Below are 14,793 nucleotides of genomic sequence, written 5' to 3'. Positions count from 1 at the left end.
AGCCCTTTCTCAGCGTTTTTGTTTGGATAGAACGTTCCGGCCCAGTCGTTCAAGGGCAGCACGCAAGTCTTGGTCGTGAACCTCGCGCGTCACTTTGTCTGCCTCGGCAACGATTTCCGGTGCGATGGTGGGTTTCGCCTGTTTCGGCCGATGCTCGAAACTGGCCTGCCCCTCGGCAAATCCTGTGGGAGCGGTCTGGGTGATGCGGATGCGGCTGATGGCACTGTAGCCATAGACGGCATTCACCTTGTCGCGCAGACGGTCCTTCTGCATCTCGAGCATCGGGGCCTGAGGTCCGGTGGTCAGCACGGTCAATGTGGCGCCGAACCCACCCTTTCCATAGCCCACCTTGACCGGTCGGGCGATGGCGGCGATGTCGGGGCCCACGATATCGGCCCAATGGGTCAACAGGCGCGACACGGCAAAGCCGCGGCTTTCACCGGCTTTGCGGATCCGATCGCTCAGCAAGGACGCGGTGCGTTTGAACCCGCGGGTGGTGGACCGTCTTGGTTGCATCTGGTTTCCAGCTCCTGCGCCGCTATTGTAATGGGCGTGCATCCGGGCGCCAGCGAAACCCGACAGAGAAATGGATAAAACTTGCGTGACACCGCCACTTTCGACCTGAGCCGCAGCCTGCTTGCCTGGTACGACCGCCATGCCCGCGACCTGCCGTGGCGGGTCAGCCCCGCCGACAGGGCGGCAGGCGTGCAACCCGACCCCTATCGCGTGTGGCTGTCCGAGGTGATGCTGCAGCAGACCACGGTGGCCGCCGTGCGGGATTATTTCCTGCGCTTCACCGCGCGTTGGCCGGATGTCCGGGCGTTAGCCGCTGCGCCCGATGACCAAGTGATGGCGGAATGGGCCGGGCTGGGTTATTACGCCCGCGCGCGCAACCTGCTGAAATGCGCCCGCGCGGTGGTGGACCAGCACGACGGACGCTTTCCCGACAGCCATGATGCGCTGCTGAAGCTGCCCGGCATCGGCCCTTACACCGCCGCTGCCATCGCGGCCATCGCCTTTGACCGGCCGGAAACCGTGCTGGACGGAAATGTCGAGCGGGTCATGGCCCGGCTGCATGACATCCACGACCCGTTGCCGAAGTCGAAACCTCTGCTGAAGGCGAAGGCCGCCGCGCTGACCCCTGACGAACGCCCCGGCGACTATGCCCAGGCGGTGATGGATCTGGGGGCCACGATCTGTACGCCGAAATCTCCGGCCTGTGGCATCTGCCCCCTGCGAGACCCGTGCCAAGCCCGCGCTGCCGGAACACAGACGGACCTGCCGCGCAAAACACCCAAAGCGCCGAAGCCCACCCGTCTTGGCCACGTCTACATCGCGCAGCGCGCCGATGGCGCAATCCTGTTGGAGCGCCGACCGGAAACGGGGCTGTTGGGCGGGATGCTGGGCTTTCCGGGCTCGGACTGGGCCGAGGACGCGGCCGAGACGCCGCCCTTTCCGGCTGATTGGACACTGTTGCCCGCCGAGGTGCGCCATACCTTTACCCATTTCCACCTGATCCTGCGCGTCTGGACCGCCGCCGTACCCGCAGAGGTGGACCCCGTGGGGTTGGTCGTGATGCCTAAACATGCCTTTCGCCCCGGCGACCTTCCGACCGTGATGCGCAAGGCGCATGATCTGTGGCGCGGCAGTTCTGCATCTGGGAAAATGGATCGGGCAGGATTATCCTGACGGCAGAGTTTCGGAGCCTGACCATGATCTCGACTGACACCCTGTCGCGCTGGCAAACAGCCCTTCCTTTCTGGGTTTCGTTCCTATTGATCCCGATCCTGTGGTTCACCGCTTTCGCCGGCGGCTGGTGGGTATTGCTGGTGCCGCTGTCCACCTGGTGGTTGTTTGCAGCGCTGGACGGGCTGACCGGGCTGAACCTTGAAAACGCCGACCCCGAAACGCCTGAGGACGCGCTGCGCTGGTACGTTCTGCTGACCAAGGCCTGGGTTCCGGTCCAGTTTTTCACGCTCTATGGCCTGATCTGGTACGCCACCCGCGCCGAACATCTGTCATCACTGGAAAAGATCGGGCTGTTCTTCGGGATGGGCGTGATCTCGGGCACGATCGGCATCAACTACAGCCACGAACTGATGCACCAGAAGGGCCGGCTGGAGCGGTGGCTGGGCGACATCCTGCTGGCGATGGTTCTGTATTCGCATTTCCGGTCCGAACACTTGCTGGTGCACCACCGCTATGTCGGCACGCCCCGCGACCCGGTGACCGCGCGCTACAACGAAGGGTTCCACCGCTTCTACCCGCGCGTCCTGCGCCAGTGCCTGGTGTCCGCGTTTCATGCCGAAAAGGCCAAGCTGGCGCGCAAGGGGCTGAACTGGACGGACCGGTCGAACCCGTTCTGGCGGTATTGGGCGCTGCAGGGATTGATGCTGGTGCTGGCGCTGCTGCTCGGCGGATGGGCGGGGCTGGGGCTGTTCCTTGTTCAGGCCGGCACCGCGATCTGGCAGCTGGAGCTGGTCAACTATGTCGAACATTACGGGCTGACGCGCAAATACCTGGGCGACGGAAAATACGAACATGTCCGGCCGCGCCATTCGTGGAACGCAGCGCACAAGGCCTCGAACTGGCTGCTGATCAACCTGCAACGCCACTCGGACCATCATTACAAACCCAACCGGCGGTTTCCGCTGCTGCAAAACCATCCTGCCGAGGCGGCCCCGCAACTGCCCTATGGCTATCCCGTGATGACGATCGCGGCGATGGTCCCGCCGCTGTGGCGGCGTGTGATGAACCCGCGGGTGCGGGCCTGGCGGCGACAGTACTACCCCGAGATCACGGACTGGAAGCCGTACAACAAGGCAATGCTTCCGATGCCGCGGTCCTGAGAGCGGTCAACGCAGCGCCCAGATATCGACCGGCCGCTCGACGCCGCCAACCGCCTGTGCATCGTGGCGCTGGAACCCGTCCATCAGATCGGCAGCCGTTGACGCTTCGCTTAGGGCCTTTTCGCGCAGCGCGTCGCTGATGACGATCCGCGCACCCATTTTTCGCGTCATTGCTTCAAGCTTGGCAGCCAGATTGACCGCGTCTCCGATCACCGCGAATTCCAGCCGGTTGGCCCCGATGTCGCCCAGAACGACCGGACCGTAGTGAACACCGATGCCAACCTGAATCTCCTGCTCGCCTGCCCGTCGGCGTTCCAGATTCCAACGGTCGATGATGTCAGCCATTGACCGCGCGCAGGACAGGGCATTGACCGCGTCCAGCGGGGTTGGAACCGGCGTGCCGAACGTGGCCATCAGCCCGTCGCCCAAATACTTGTCCAAGGTGCCGTGGTGATGGAACACCTCGGCCTCCATTCGCGCATGGAAGCCCCGCAGCACCTCGATCACCTCATACGGGTCGCGGCCGGCAGCGAATTTCGTGAAGCCCACGATGTCGATGAACAGAACCGCGATGTTTTCCTTGCGCACCTGCTTGAGCGGCTCGTCGTTCTGGCTCAGTTCCTCGACCACGTTGGGCGAGAAGTATCGCGACAGGTTGGCGCGTTCCCGCTCCAGCCCGGCATTCGACATCAACAGGCGATTGAGCCGCCGCATCGACACTCCCAGCGTAACCGCGACCATCATGAATACGATCACCTCTTGGACGCGCATCGGAACCATGAAGCTGTTGGGGTCCAACAATTCAGCCACGGCCGGATAGCCCTGCAACGCGGCCGCAACCTTTTCGCTGAGCCCGGGGATGGGCGTGGCCACCCACCAGGCGACGACCCAGCCCGCCGTCCACATCAGGGCCGTCCAGCTGCCCATGGCGATCACCGTGCGCCAGGAATAGGCCAGCGTACCTGCGGCCAGGATGATGAAGAAGTACTGGAAATTGTCGAACCGGTACTGCATCGCCAGCGGGCGTACATCGTCGCTGAACGGGTTGGGAACGACCATGCCCAGCGTCATGATCAGCAGATCGGCGAATATCAGCAGAAGCTCGATCCGGGATTGGCCCACACGGCCAGCGCGCCGGATCAGCCAGCCGTTGCCGCAGAGCAGCAGCAGGATGAAATGATACCACATCACATCCCAGTTCGGATTCAGAAACACCAGCAGGACACCGGTCAACGCCATGGCGATCCAGCGGGCGCGGACGGCCAGTTCCAGCCCCTCGCGCTTGTGCCGTTCCAGCGCGGCTTCGGTGTATTTGTTGTCCAAATTGAGTTTGTCCGGCGTGGTCACGAAAAACCGCTGAAACCGGGATTGGCGGGCCGTGGTATCAGACATTTCTGATGCTCCCTCGCTATGTAGCGGGATATGGGGTCGAACCATCCAAACATCACGGGGCCAAAAACAAAAGACCCCGCCGGGTTCGGCGGGGCAAGGCTTGGTACCATGTGTCAGGCCACAGGCACCGGCGGTATTGGTGTGATCAGTTGTGCAGTTCGGCCCGGATCTGCTGGCGCAGCACGTCGATCGGAACGGTTTTTCCGTCGCGCTTGAAGCACCAGTATGTCCAGCCATTGCAGGACGGCGCGTTTTCCAGATGCGCGCCCACCTGATGGATCGAGCCCTTGATGTTGTCGCCCACCAGCGTGCCGTCGGCCCGCACCTTGGCCTTGTGCCGCTGGTTCATCGAATACAGCTCTTCGCCCGGGCGCAGCATGCCGCGTTCGACCAGCTGGCCGAAAGGCACGCGCGGCTCGGCGCGTTTGCTGGCGCTGACCTCGAGCGCGTCACGGTCGAACTTGCGCACCTTGGCGATGCGCTTTTCGGCCACCTTGCGATAGCTGTCCTCTCGCTCGATCCCGATGAACTCGCGGCCCAGCATCTTGGCCACCGCGCCGGTGGTTCCGGTGCCAAAGAACGGATCAAGCACCACGTCGCCCGGATTGGTCGAACCGACCAGAACCCTGTGCAACAGTGACTCGGGCTTTTGCGTTGGGTGCGCCTTGTCACCATTTTCATCCTTTAGACGCTCGTGGCCCGTGCAGATCGGCAGCACCCAGTCGCTGCGCATCTGCACGCCTTCATTCAAGGCCTTCAGCGCCTCATAGTTGAAGGTGTATTTCGCGCCTTCCCGCTTGCTGGCCCAGATCATCGTTTCATGCGCGTTGGTGAACCGCTTGCCCCGGAAATTCGGCATCGGGTTCGATTTGCGCCAGATCACGTCGTTGAGAATCCAATAGCCCGCATCCTGCAGGGCCGAGCCCACGCGGAAGATGTTGTGATACGAGCCGATCACCCAGATCGCCCCATTGGGCTTGAGCAGGCGATGCGCGGCCTTCAGCCACTCGCGGGTAAACTGGTCATAGGCGGCAAAGCTCGAGAACTGGTCCCAATGATCATCGACCGCATCCACCTGGCTGTTGTCCGGGCGATGCAACTGTCCTTTCAGCTGCAAATTATACGGCGGATCCGCAAAAATCAGGTCGACCGACGCCTCGGGCAGACTGTTCATCACCTCGATGCAGTCGCCAGATAGAATCGTGTTTAAAGGGAGCGCGGATGCGCCCTTTGTCTTGGTAGTTGTCATGTCTCTGCCTCAAGTTCCACGGCGCTTTTGCGCTCATTTGGTTGAGACTAGGATGAGTCAAACCGGATTCGGCGTCAAATTCTTTTTTGAATCAGAGGGTTACGATTTACTCTTGATACAAGATATTGTGGACGGGCTTGAATGAACGTCTATGGTGTGGGGTTACCCCAAGATTTTGCAGCGCCTCGCGGTGTTGTTTGGACGGATAGCCCGCATTGGTTTCCCAGCCGTAGCCCGGATGCTGTTGCGCCAAATCCACCATCAGCTGATCGCGCCAATTCTTTGCAAGGATCGACGCCGCCGCAATCGAGACTGACTTCGCATCCCCTTTGACCACAGCCTGCGCCGGCAAGGTCAGCCCTTTGGGGATCAGATTGCCGTCGATCAACAGGTAGTCCGGCGCAGGATGCAGGGCGGAGACTGCGCGCTCCATCGCCAGATGAGAGGCATACAAGATATTGAAGTCATCAATTTCCTCAACCGACGCCTCGGCAATGGCAAACTCGGCCCGGGCGCGCAGATCTTCTTCAAGGGCGAGCCGCCTGCGCGCCGTCAGCTTCTTGGAGTCATTCAAACCGTCGGGAATGTCTTGCGGATTCAGAATGACCGCAGCCGCCACGACCGGACCGGCCAATGGGCCGCGGCCAACCTCATCTACACCTGCTATTCGGGGGTAGCCCTGCGCAATCAGCGCCTGTTCCAATTCAAACGTCGGAGTCGTCATCCCATCGGCAAACCGTTTTTTGGCCCGAACCGCAACAAAAAAGAAGGAGGCGACCCAGGCCGCCCCCCTCCCGCACAGCGCTTCTGCGGCGCTGCTCCTGCTCGAAACCGATTACTGGTAAACCACGCGGTATCCTTTCTGGCGCAGGCAGGCGGGTTCGTAGGCCCGCTTCACCTTCTTGCCGTCCCAGAACCCCACTTTGCACTGTTGTGGTAGGCTATTGGCATGTTTGTAGTGTTTCTCGAGGCAGTTCGGCCCCAGCAAAGGACGTTTCTTCGAATAGCCGTTGTAGGTCTTCAGGCAACGTTGCGGCAGGTCATAGCGGGCGACACGCCGGGGCAGAGGGCGGATATGATCCGGCCGAACGTTTTGCGGCTGGTGGACATAGTTGTTCTGCCGGGTGACACGCTCTTTGCGCTTTTCCTTGTTATAGTGATTGACGGCCGCGCCGATGATGGCAATGGCCGCCAACCCGCCCAGAATGTCATGGGCGTCGGCCGCCTTGGCCTGGGATGCGGAAACGCCGGTGATGGCGACTGCGGTGGCGACGACGAGGGCGATGAACTTCCGGTGCATGACAAGTGTCCTTTCAAAGCTGGACGCGGCGCCACTGGCTAACCGCGAAACTGATGCAACAGCTTTCGGCCACCCGCCGACAGACAAGCAATAACGGCCCGGTGTTATCCGATATCATCGCCGCAAACCCTTTGAGATATTGAATATCGTGCCAAGCCATGCGCAGGATGCAGCCTATGAAACAGATCCTCTCTTTCCTGGTCGTTGCGACGTTGATATCGCTGAGCACCACCGTTTCGGCGGCCGAATGCTATGCCGATTACAAGGCCAAACAGGACAACCCGCTGCGCCTGCACTATGGCGTGATGCAGGTGTCCGCCTGCAAAAAGGGGCAGGCCAAGCAAGAGGTGGCCAAAAGGCTGAAATCCTCGGGGTGGACGTTGCTCAACGTGATCAGCGTTTTCGGACCGGAAGGGTTGGATCAAAGGAAGGCCAATGCCGGAAAATTCTATCTCCGTTTCTGAGGCGCGGCGGTCTGGCACCCGGCTGGTGGGAGCAGGCATCGCCGCAATCGTCGTGATCCTGATTACGGCCGCCGCCTTCTTGTTCTGGACCCTGCCCGATGCCAATGCGTTCAACGCTCGGGTCGAGCGGCTGTTCGTCGAAAGTGATCTGACCACCCAGGCTGAAATCCGATTGCTGGAGATCCTCGCGCAATCCGGAACCGCATTTGCCGATACGCTGGCCAGCTACCGGATGGTGATCTTCGTGCTGCTGATCTTTGCCACGGCCATGCTGTTGGCCGCCTTGGTGTTTCTGGTGATGCTGGTGACGTTGAACCGTCGAATGGCCCAGATCGAGCGCACGGGGATCCAGGTCACGTCGCTGCTGATCAGTCGCGAAGAGAACACCGTCTACCTGAACAACATGGATTTCAAGCTGACGCCCGCAGCGATGGAAACGCTGGCCGTCCTGGCCGAGTCCCGCCTTGACGACGAAGTGCTGTCGGGGGTTCAGATCGAAGCCATGATCTCTGGCCGAGACATATCGGACTGTGACGAAGCTGCCGGGGCCACGCGCATCAAACGGTTGCGCGACGCGCTGGGCAATCAGATGGTCAGCGAGTTGTTGGTCAAAAACATCGCCAAAAAGGGCTATATGCTGGCGATCGAAAAAGACGTGATCCAGATGGTCTGACCACCTCGGCCGTGGATCGCGATCGGTAAATTCTGTGTCGCGCCCCTTGGAAATCGGGCTGCAAAAGCCCATCCTCTAGGGACCCGGGCAAGGGAGACGGCCGATGAATGTCCACGCCACACGGAATACGAACGGCTACGGAATTTCGATCGAAACGCTTGACGGCAGGGTTGCCATCTACCGCGATGACATCCTTCTGGCTGAAAGCACGAATGCCAAGGTCATGTATGAAACCCGCCTGCCGCCTGCGATTTATGTTCCGCGCGAAGACGTGCGCGTTGATCTGAGCGGCGAGACCGAGTTGCAGACCTTCTGCCCGTTCAAGGGCACAGCAACCTATCACGATGTCCTGATCGGCGACGAACGGTTGGCAAACTCGGTTTGGGCCTACGAGGATTCCCTGCCTGAAAGCAAAGCCATCCAGAGTCACATCGGCTTCATGCCGGCGGCCTACACTCATATCGATCTGGGCGACAATCAATTGCGCCAACCGCGAGACGGCAACATCAGCGGCCCGTTGATCGATTGGTTGATGCGTGGCGCGGGGTCGATCTCAACACCGGAAGATTTCACCAAGACCCTGGCCGAAAAAATGCTGGAACACGGCATCGCCATTCAACGCCTCAGCATCCTTGTCTGGTCGCTGCATCCCCTGATCGCAGGCAAGCACTACATTTGGGAAAAGGGTGCCGAGGAGATTTCGACCAATATTCCAACCTACGAGATTCACGACCACCCCGCGTTCATCAACAGCCCCTTGCGGCATGTCTCGAACGGGTTGGGCGGCGTTCGGCAACGGCTGAACGTCGACAACCCCCACAACAGCTTCCCCATCATGGAGGACCTGCGCGCCAAGGGGGGCACCGATTACGTGGCAATGCCTCTGCCGTTTTCCGACGGGCGTATCAATGTCCTGACGTTGACCTGCGACCACCCCAACGGCTTTACCACGGAAAACCTGGGGCTTGTCTTTGAGTGCTCGGCCGTCATCGCCCGCTACTATGAGGTGTTCATGCAGCGCGAGAATGCCCAGGCCCTTCTCGAGACCTATGTGGGCAAACGAACCGGGGCCCGCGTTTTGGGCGGCGACATTCGTCGCGGCGACGGAGACGACATCGACGCGGCCATCATGTTCTGTGACCTGCGCAACTCAACCAGCCTGGAAGAGGATCTGGGCCGCACGGAATACATCAACCTGTTGAACGAATTCTTCGAAACGGTGTCCGGCATCGTCCACGACAACGACGGTGAGGTTCTGAAATTTATCGGCGACGCCGTTCTTGCGGTTTTCCCGGCAGATGAGGACCCCGGCAAGGCACGGTCAGACGCTCAGCGCAGTGCCGTTGAAATCGTCGAGAAATTGGCCGAGCTGCGTCGCTCCGACAAGAACCGGCAATGCGATTGTTCGATCGGCGTATCGTTCGGACGTGTCACGTACGGAAATGTCGGTTCGCGCGAGCGGCTTGATTTCACGGTAATCGGACATGCAGCCAATGTCGCGGCGCGGTTGGGCGAGTACGGCAAGCTCAATGGCCATCGGATCGTCGTGTCCGAAGATATCGAGCCGGCCTGTTCCCGGGCCGTCCCACTGGGGCCGGTCGACCTCCACAACGTTTCGCATCCGGTGAAGTCTTTTGCCTTGCAGACATCCGCTGACACGGTTCTGGACGCCTGAGCATCCGGCACCCTTGCCCCCCGATCCCAAATAGCCACTCATAGCTGCGCACGGCACTGGTGCGCATTCTGATCCTGGCGCGAGGTACTGACCTTAGCCCGAACGGTTCAACTTGTGGCGCCCAGCAAAATCAACGCAGTCTGCGCGGGAGAAATCGAACTTTGCATCTGTGCGATCTGAGTTCGGGCGAGATAAGTATCCGTCAGTTCGGCAATTGCATCGGCATCGACGAAGTGCGAAAGGTTCGGCGAACCAGTCACTCTGCTCAGCTTGTCCCGAAATACGTCCAACTGCTTGTCGATATCCAGCTGCCCAAAGCTTGACGGCAGGCCCAGCGCTGTTTCCATCATGCTGCGCAACGGCGGCAGGCTCATCAGATCGTACCACTTCTTGGTCTCGCTTCCGGACTGCCCGGCAAGGTCTTTCAAAGCGTGCTGGGCAAAAAGTGCGATCCGCATGGAGTCGTCGGTTTCTCCGACCGAGCTTTCGAACCGGGCGACGGCATTTTTCTGAGCGATCTTTTCCATGTCAGTGATCAGTGCGGTTTTCCGAACCTCGCCCGGACCCAAGCCGAATGCTTCGGAAAACTCCCGATATCTGCTGTCAGCAAGCCGGTTCGCAAGGGTGTCATCCGAACTCGTACCGTCTGACAAGACCTTTTGAACGAAGTACCGATTGTCCAGGTCACCTTCCAATCCGAACGCGCCCAACGCGACCTGCAGCAGGCGTCGGTCAGAGACCAGATCTTCTGCCGATCGGACGTTTCGGATGTTTTCCACAAAATACTGCGTGTCCCGGTCATTGACCGCCGAGGTGGAAAAGGCCTGCAACTGGGCGTCATAAGTGCGCTGCAAAAAGCGCCACCCCACGATACCCCCAGTTGGAACGACCGGCAGGAATGTCATTGCCGATAGGCCATCAGACGCTCTTCGCGCGGCAGCAACGATCGAAGCGCCTTCAGGCATTTGTAGTACTGCTCGGTCACCAGGGCTTCGGTCGCCTGTGCAAGGACCCTGCGACTGTCGACATCCGTGAAGACCTGGCTCAGTTCCTCGATCCGTCGCAGCAGCTGTTGTTTTGCGTCTCCGGCTTCCAGATCTCCTGACAGGACCAGCTGGGCCGCGTAACACACGCGCCGGACCGGGGTTGTCACTTCGTCGGGATGTATCGCGTCGCGCAACCGAAGGACATTTGCCTCGGGCGTCATGATTGAAAAGCGGGTCCGTCGGTCGCCGTTCTCGATCACTACGCCATTGATCAGAACCTGCTCTTTCGGAGCCAGCTTCAGAACCAGCCCGCCCATTACGCGGTCCCCCGCTGACGCAGCCCGCGCAAAACCGCCAGATTGATTTCAAGCAGCGGCTCGACTCCGGCCTTGCTGGCCAGAACCTGGCCCGTGTGCTGCTCGGTGAACTCGGCCAGATAGAAGATCCGCGCGCGCAGCTCATTCGGCAGTGCATTATCCGAGTCCACGACGCCATTGGCCAGGACGGACCACAAGCGGCGGTTTTCATGCAGGGCCTGAACAAAGCCCGCGAAATCCGAGGCTTTGCGCGCAGCCGCTGCCTTGAGCTGATGCGTGATCTTTGAAATCGCCTCATACTCGGTATCACGCGGGGTTCGCGTCGGAGCGGCGGACTGAGCATATGCCCGTTGTGCAAGCGTTTGCGGGGTCACTTGAAATCCTTTCAAAAGGCCGTCGTATTTGCAGTCACAGCCGGGGCGCGTTGGTGACGCCCCGACCAAGTTTCCGCCTTAGCGGAACAGCGACAGGATCGACTGCGGGGCCTGGTTGGCGATCGACAGCGATTGTGTCGCCAATTGCTGCTGGACCTGCAGGGCCTGCAGACGGGCCGAGGTTTCTTCCATATCGGCGTCCACCAGCGAGCCGATGCCGGATTTGAAAGAGTCAGTCAGGTTCGAGATGAACTCCTTCTGGGTCTCGATCCGGCCTTGCGCCGAACCGAACGCGGCCGAAGCGTCAATCGCCGTATCGATCAAGGTTTCGATCGTGCCCAGTGCTGCGGCAGCGCCGGCGCTGGTCGAAACGTCAATCGACGACAGCGCGCCAAGACTGCCAGAACCGGCATTGGTGAACTGGGCCGAAACGGTTACGTCGCGATCTGCGTCAGCACCAGCGGTTGCGGTCCCGGTCACGAAGGACAGGGTGCCCGGCGCGCTGGAGTCATAGTCGATCGCTACACCGGTGATCCCAAGCGCGTCGATCTGGTTCTTCAGCCCCACTGCCACGATGGCATCTGTGTAGGCAGAGTCATAGGTTCCCGAAGGGTCCAGATCGCTGGCTTGCACGGTGTATGATGCAACTTTGTCCCCGATGGTGATCGACACCTTGTCACCGACGGCGAAGTTGTCGGTCGAACTGTCGATCACGATGTCACCGGACCCGCCGGACTTGTCCATTGTGAACCCGGCGGCGTCATTGTCAGTGGTCGCGTTGTCCGAGCCGGCCAGAACGCCCTTGCTGGCATACCCACCGGTCGACAGGTCCTGGCTGGCCACCGAAATCGACGACGCGGTCACGTTGCCTGCGCTGTCGCGATCCAGCGACGACAGGATCGATGCGGTGCCCGCTGACCCATCCACAAGATTGAGGCCGTTGAACTGTGCGGCACCGACAACCGATGCGATCTGGTCCCGCAGGGCGGTTACGTCATCATTGATCTTGCCGCGGTCGACGTTGTCCTCCTGTGCGGCGACGATCTTGTTCTTCATCTGGGTCAGCAGGTCGGTCACGGTTTCCGAAGCGTTCCGGGCCACGGCGACAGTCGATTCACCCAGTGCCAGGCTATCCTTGATCGCATTGAAACCGTTGACGTCGGATTCCATCACCTTGGAAATCGCCCATACGGCCGAGTTGTCCTTGGCCGTAGCGACATCCTTACCTGTCGAAATCGCGTTCTGGGTTGCTGCAAGGTTCTTGTTGACCGATTTCAGAGTCTGCAGCGCAACCATCGCGCCGTTGTTTGTCAGAATGCTGGACATGTTTTTCATCCTTTTCCATTCGGGCCTTCTTCGCCCAGTGACGCCCAACCATCATTGGCGGACGTGTTGTCGTTCTGACCTGTGCGAGCTACCGATCGGTGCTCGCGCCACCTTCTTTCGAGGTGCGGGACCACTTTTGGGCCTGATCTCCTAACGGAGTGCTAAGGCGGCCCGACGGAAAAAGACGGATTTGAATCAAACCCGCCGCTAGGCACGTTTTTCCAGCTTGGGGTCCTGACGGACGGCGAAACCATTGCGTTGCCCAGCCGAGTCATAGGTCGTGAATTCCTGCCGGATTTTTTTGAGCTCAGCCATCCGGTTCATGACCGCCCGAATCCCTTCGGCCGCGCTGTTCAGCAGGCCTTGATTGCGCTCGACCTTCTTGTGCAACCGAATCAAGTCGTCACTGTCGTGCACCTGCATCTCGTTGAGTGCGCCGATCAGTTTTTCCTTCTGCGGCATCATCTGGCCCAGCCGATCCAGGTCTCCTTCGACCAAAGCCCTGCGCTCGAGATCGAGAACCTCCTCGAGAGCCTGAATCAGTCCCTGCTTGTGCTCAGTCGGCATGGGTCTTCTCCATCATTGCATTGAATAGGGTTTCCGACAGTCCGATCCCGCCGGATCGGGCCAATTGCCTGGCCTGCTCCTGCAGCAGGAAAGACGAGAACTGGTCTTCGCCCGCGCCACCTCCGAAAGCCTGCCGCGCCTTGTCCAAGCCTGCGGCTTTCAGCATTTCGGCTAGAAAAGTTGCCTCAAGCTCGACCGCTGCGGCCTTGAGTCTTTGTTCGGTCATATTGCTGCGTGGTACCGGCGCGAGGTTTGGGATTTCCATCGCCCTCTCCGAAAATTGTTTCGATCTTTGTCGATCAAAGCGAAGAGCGGTTAAAATAAACGTAACTACCTTGAGGGCAGGTTTGGGCCAAACAACCGGAGCCGGAGCAAAATGCCCAACGCCCTGACCATGATGACCAATGTGATTTCCGGCGGAAAGCCGAATTGGGCCGCAAAGTCCGAGCCCCAAACAAAAGGCGACTCTGATTTCGCGGAACTCATGGCCGAAGATGAGATGCCGAACCTAGAGGCCGAGGCGAAACCTCATCCGGACAGCCGCGCGGGTCCGGAAATCGTGGATGGCGATGAAAACACCGACCCTGACGTCCCGCAAGCCGAACCCGATTTGGCTGAACCGCTGGATTTGCAGGGATCACAACAGGACGCCCGACAGAAAGACACGCCTCTGTCCGCGGCAACGCCCGGTGAACTTCCAAAGCGCGAGGCGACGGCGCACGCCACTCTCGAGGCAAGTCCCCCCGCGGACGGGCGCCAGTCAACTGCCGCCGCGGCCATGCGCGCAGCAACCTCTGATCCCGATCGCCGATCGCTCGCGGGCGACACGGGCAAGGGAACCGAAGCGCCCGAGCGTGTCGCGAGCACAGCGTCTCAACATGGGTCAGCGGCAAAAGAGCAGTTGAACACCACCGAACCTGGAATGAGTGGAGGGCTGCAGAACCGAAAGGACGAATTGCGCACTGCAACCGGTAAAGATGCCAGGCGCGACGAGCAGACCACCGGATCGTGGGGGGTGGATCAACGGCCGGCCAAACCTGCGGGCCAAAGAACGGACTCCATCATCCGGGCGCAGATCGTCGGTACATCGGAACGCGCAGCACTGAAGGACCGGATGCCAGAGGACAGTCTGCACGACCGGATGCCAACGCCGGACTTGGGTACGACCCCAGCGCAAAGGGATACAGGCCCGACCAACGGCGCCCCGTTCTCGGGCCGGGCGGAAATTGCTCGGGCGGTCGCCGGGCAAATGGCGGCCACCATCGTCGCAAAGCCGGGAAGCGGTAGCGTGGAGATCGCACTGACTCCGGAAGAGCTGGGCAAAGTTTCGATCAAGGTGACCGCGCGCGAAGACGGGTTGCACATGATGATCGTCGCTGACCGGCCTGAAACCATGGACCTCATGCGCCGGCATGTTTCGATCCTGTCAGCCGAATTCAAGGAGATGGGGCTGGGCGATCTCTCCTTTGATCTGGGCACCTCGGCGAACCCAGATCAGAATGCTGAGCCACCTGAACGCAGCACATTCATCACCGCGGGGGAGCTTGCCCCCGCAACGGAAACACCCGCTCGGGCCCGCCCAACCCAGGTGGACCGGGCGTTGGACCTGAGGCTTTGACCC

17 protein-coding genes are annotated in these 14,793 nt (G+C 60.4%); 6 read left to right on the top strand and 11 right to left on the bottom strand.

Going from position 1 to position 14,793, the window contains the following annotated elements; translation table 11 throughout:
- Positions 1-9: 9 nt before the first annotated feature.
- Positions 10-516 (bottom strand): DUF721 domain-containing protein, encoded by a 507-nt coding sequence (locus ACR0JC_RS12475; protein WP_170342209.1) that lies wholly within the window; start codon positions 514-516, stop codon positions 10-12.
- An 81-nt stretch (positions 517-597) separates the two neighbouring features.
- Here ACR0JC_RS12475 and mutY point away from each other — a divergent pair, with 81 nt between their 5' ends.
- Both mutY and ACR0JC_RS12465 read left to right on the top strand, forming a co-directional pair.
- The gene (gene mutY / locus ACR0JC_RS12470) at positions 598-1,689 is read left to right on the top strand and encodes an A/G-specific adenine glycosylase (RefSeq protein ID WP_480763956.1); all 1,092 of its coding nucleotides are present in this window, start codon (positions 598-600) and stop codon (positions 1,687-1,689) included.
- A 23-nt stretch (positions 1,690-1,712) separates the two neighbouring features.
- On the top strand, positions 1,713-2,849 hold the full coding sequence (locus tag ACR0JC_RS12465) for an alkane 1-monooxygenase (protein WP_170342205.1): 1,137 nt from the start codon (positions 1,713-1,715) through the stop codon (positions 2,847-2,849).
- 6 nt (positions 2,850-2,855) lie between these two features.
- On the opposite strand, the gene ACR0JC_RS12460 is transcribed toward ACR0JC_RS12465, so the two are convergent.
- The 4 genes from ACR0JC_RS12460 to ACR0JC_RS12445 all read right to left on the bottom strand — a co-directional run bounded on the left by ACR0JC_RS12460 (position 2,856) and on the right by ACR0JC_RS12445 (position 6,790).
- The gene (locus ACR0JC_RS12460; RefSeq protein ID WP_170342202.1) at positions 2,856-4,241 is read right to left on the bottom strand and encodes an adenylate/guanylate cyclase domain-containing protein; all 1,386 of its coding nucleotides are present in this window, start codon (positions 4,239-4,241) and stop codon (positions 2,856-2,858) included.
- A 145-nt stretch (positions 4,242-4,386) separates the two neighbouring features.
- The gene (locus ACR0JC_RS12455; protein ID WP_170341272.1) at positions 4,387-5,490 is read right to left on the bottom strand and encodes a site-specific DNA-methyltransferase; all 1,104 of its coding nucleotides are present in this window, start codon (positions 5,488-5,490) and stop codon (positions 4,387-4,389) included.
- 106 nt (positions 5,491-5,596) lie between these two features.
- Positions 5,597-6,214 (bottom strand): ribonuclease HII, encoded by a 618-nt coding sequence (locus tag ACR0JC_RS12450; RefSeq protein WP_170342200.1) that lies wholly within the window; start codon positions 6,212-6,214, stop codon positions 5,597-5,599.
- Positions 6,215-6,325: 111 nt separating this feature from the next.
- Positions 6,326-6,790: a hypothetical protein gene (locus ACR0JC_RS12445; RefSeq protein WP_093964236.1), complete on the bottom strand. Its 465-nt coding sequence runs from the start codon at positions 6,788-6,790 to the stop codon at positions 6,326-6,328.
- Between the two features lie 176 nt (positions 6,791-6,966).
- Between ACR0JC_RS12445 and ACR0JC_RS12440 the strand changes: the two genes are divergently transcribed.
- The 3 genes from ACR0JC_RS12440 to ACR0JC_RS12430 all read left to right on the top strand — a co-directional run bounded on the left by ACR0JC_RS12440 (position 6,967) and on the right by ACR0JC_RS12430 (position 9,602).
- On the top strand, positions 6,967-7,254 hold the full coding sequence (locus ACR0JC_RS12440) for a hypothetical protein (RefSeq protein WP_093964235.1): 288 nt from the start codon (positions 6,967-6,969) through the stop codon (positions 7,252-7,254).
- Positions 7,226-7,927, top strand: a complete 702-nt coding sequence (locus tag ACR0JC_RS12435) for a winged helix-turn-helix domain-containing protein (RefSeq protein WP_093964234.1) — start codon at positions 7,226-7,228, stop codon at positions 7,925-7,927. Before ACR0JC_RS12440 ends, ACR0JC_RS12435 begins: the two co-directional genes overlap by 29 nt.
- Before the next feature lie 103 nt (positions 7,928-8,030).
- Positions 8,031-9,602, top strand: a complete 1,572-nt coding sequence (locus ACR0JC_RS12430; protein ID WP_170342198.1) for a DUF427 domain-containing protein — start codon at positions 8,031-8,033, stop codon at positions 9,600-9,602.
- A gap of 107 nt (positions 9,603-9,709) precedes the next feature.
- Here ACR0JC_RS12430 and ACR0JC_RS12425 read toward each other — a convergent pair whose 3' ends face one another.
- From ACR0JC_RS12425 to ACR0JC_RS12400, 6 genes are all read right to left on the bottom strand, one after another.
- Positions 9,710-10,507, bottom strand: coding sequence for a DUF1217 domain-containing protein (locus tag ACR0JC_RS12425; protein ID WP_170342196.1), 798 nt, complete (start codon positions 10,505-10,507; stop codon positions 9,710-9,712).
- Positions 10,504-10,905 (bottom strand): flagellar biosynthesis repressor FlbT, encoded by a 402-nt coding sequence (gene flbT, locus ACR0JC_RS12420; RefSeq protein WP_170342194.1) that lies wholly within the window; start codon positions 10,903-10,905, stop codon positions 10,504-10,506. Before flbT ends, ACR0JC_RS12425 begins: the two co-directional genes overlap by 4 nt.
- Positions 10,905-11,279, bottom strand: coding sequence for a flagellar biosynthesis regulator FlaF (gene flaF, locus ACR0JC_RS12415; protein ID WP_170342192.1), 375 nt, complete (start codon positions 11,277-11,279; stop codon positions 10,905-10,907). Before flaF ends, flbT begins: the two co-directional genes overlap by 1 nt.
- A 78-nt stretch (positions 11,280-11,357) precedes the next feature.
- Entirely contained in the window at positions 11,358-12,605 is a 1,248-nt protein-coding gene (locus tag ACR0JC_RS12410; protein ID WP_170342190.1) for a flagellin, read from the bottom strand.
- A gap of 207 nt (positions 12,606-12,812) precedes the next feature.
- The gene (locus ACR0JC_RS12405) at positions 12,813-13,172 is read right to left on the bottom strand and encodes a flagellar biosynthesis protein FlgN (RefSeq protein ID WP_170342188.1); all 360 of its coding nucleotides are present in this window, start codon (positions 13,170-13,172) and stop codon (positions 12,813-12,815) included.
- Entirely contained in the window at positions 13,162-13,398 is a 237-nt protein-coding gene (locus ACR0JC_RS12400) for a rod-binding protein (RefSeq protein ID WP_367647301.1), read from the bottom strand. Before ACR0JC_RS12400 ends, ACR0JC_RS12405 begins: the two co-directional genes overlap by 11 nt.
- Positions 13,399-13,548: 150 nt before the next feature.
- Here ACR0JC_RS12400 and ACR0JC_RS12395 point away from each other — a divergent pair, with 150 nt between their 5' ends.
- The gene (locus ACR0JC_RS12395; protein ID WP_170342186.1) at positions 13,549-14,790 is read left to right on the top strand and encodes a flagellar hook-length control protein FliK; all 1,242 of its coding nucleotides are present in this window, start codon (positions 13,549-13,551) and stop codon (positions 14,788-14,790) included.
- Positions 14,791-14,793: the final 3 nt, after the last annotated feature.

This window comes from Ruegeria sp. CH5, assembly GCF_056537025.1.
Note: the sequence above shows the minus strand (reverse complement) of the source record. Positions and strands in the feature narration are given on the sequence as shown.

Coding starts and splice junctions, on each gene's coding strand:
- ACR0JC_RS12405 (WP_170342188.1), bottom strand. CDS start 13,172: ATGCCGACTGAGCACAAGCAGGGACTGATTCAGGCTCTCGAGGAGGTT.
- ACR0JC_RS12395 (WP_170342186.1), top strand. CDS start 13,549: ATGCCCAACGCCCTGACCATGATGACCAATGTGATTTCCGGCGGAAAG.
- ACR0JC_RS12450 (WP_170342200.1), bottom strand. CDS start 6,214: ATGACGACTCCGACGTTTGAATTGGAACAGGCGCTGATTGCGCAGGGC.
- ACR0JC_RS12460 (WP_170342202.1), bottom strand. CDS start 4,241: ATGTCTGATACCACGGCCCGCCAATCCCGGTTTCAGCGGTTTTTCGTG.
- ACR0JC_RS12400 (WP_367647301.1), bottom strand. CDS start 13,398: ATGACCGAACAAAGACTCAAGGCCGCAGCGGTCGAGCTTGAGGCAACT.
- ACR0JC_RS12425 (WP_170342196.1), bottom strand. CDS start 10,507: ATGACATTCCTGCCGGTCGTTCCAACTGGGGGTATCGTGGGGTGGCGC.
- ACR0JC_RS12430 (WP_170342198.1), top strand. CDS start 8,031: ATGAATGTCCACGCCACACGGAATACGAACGGCTACGGAATTTCGATC.
- ACR0JC_RS12475 (WP_170342209.1), bottom strand. CDS start 516: ATGCAACCAAGACGGTCCACCACCCGCGGGTTCAAACGCACCGCGTCC.
- ACR0JC_RS12445 (WP_093964236.1), bottom strand. CDS start 6,790: ATGCACCGGAAGTTCATCGCCCTCGTCGTCGCCACCGCAGTCGCCATC.
- ACR0JC_RS12465 (WP_170342205.1), top strand. CDS start 1,713: ATGATCTCGACTGACACCCTGTCGCGCTGGCAAACAGCCCTTCCTTTC.
- ACR0JC_RS12440 (WP_093964235.1), top strand. CDS start 6,967: ATGAAACAGATCCTCTCTTTCCTGGTCGTTGCGACGTTGATATCGCTG.
- ACR0JC_RS12410 (WP_170342190.1), bottom strand. CDS start 12,605: ATGTCCAGCATTCTGACAAACAACGGCGCGATGGTTGCGCTGCAGACT.
- flbT (WP_170342194.1), bottom strand. CDS start 10,905: ATGGGCGGGCTGGTTCTGAAGCTGGCTCCGAAAGAGCAGGTTCTGATC.
- ACR0JC_RS12455 (WP_170341272.1), bottom strand. CDS start 5,490: ATGACAACTACCAAGACAAAGGGCGCATCCGCGCTCCCTTTAAACACG.
- ACR0JC_RS12435 (WP_093964234.1), top strand. CDS start 7,226: ATGCCGGAAAATTCTATCTCCGTTTCTGAGGCGCGGCGGTCTGGCACC.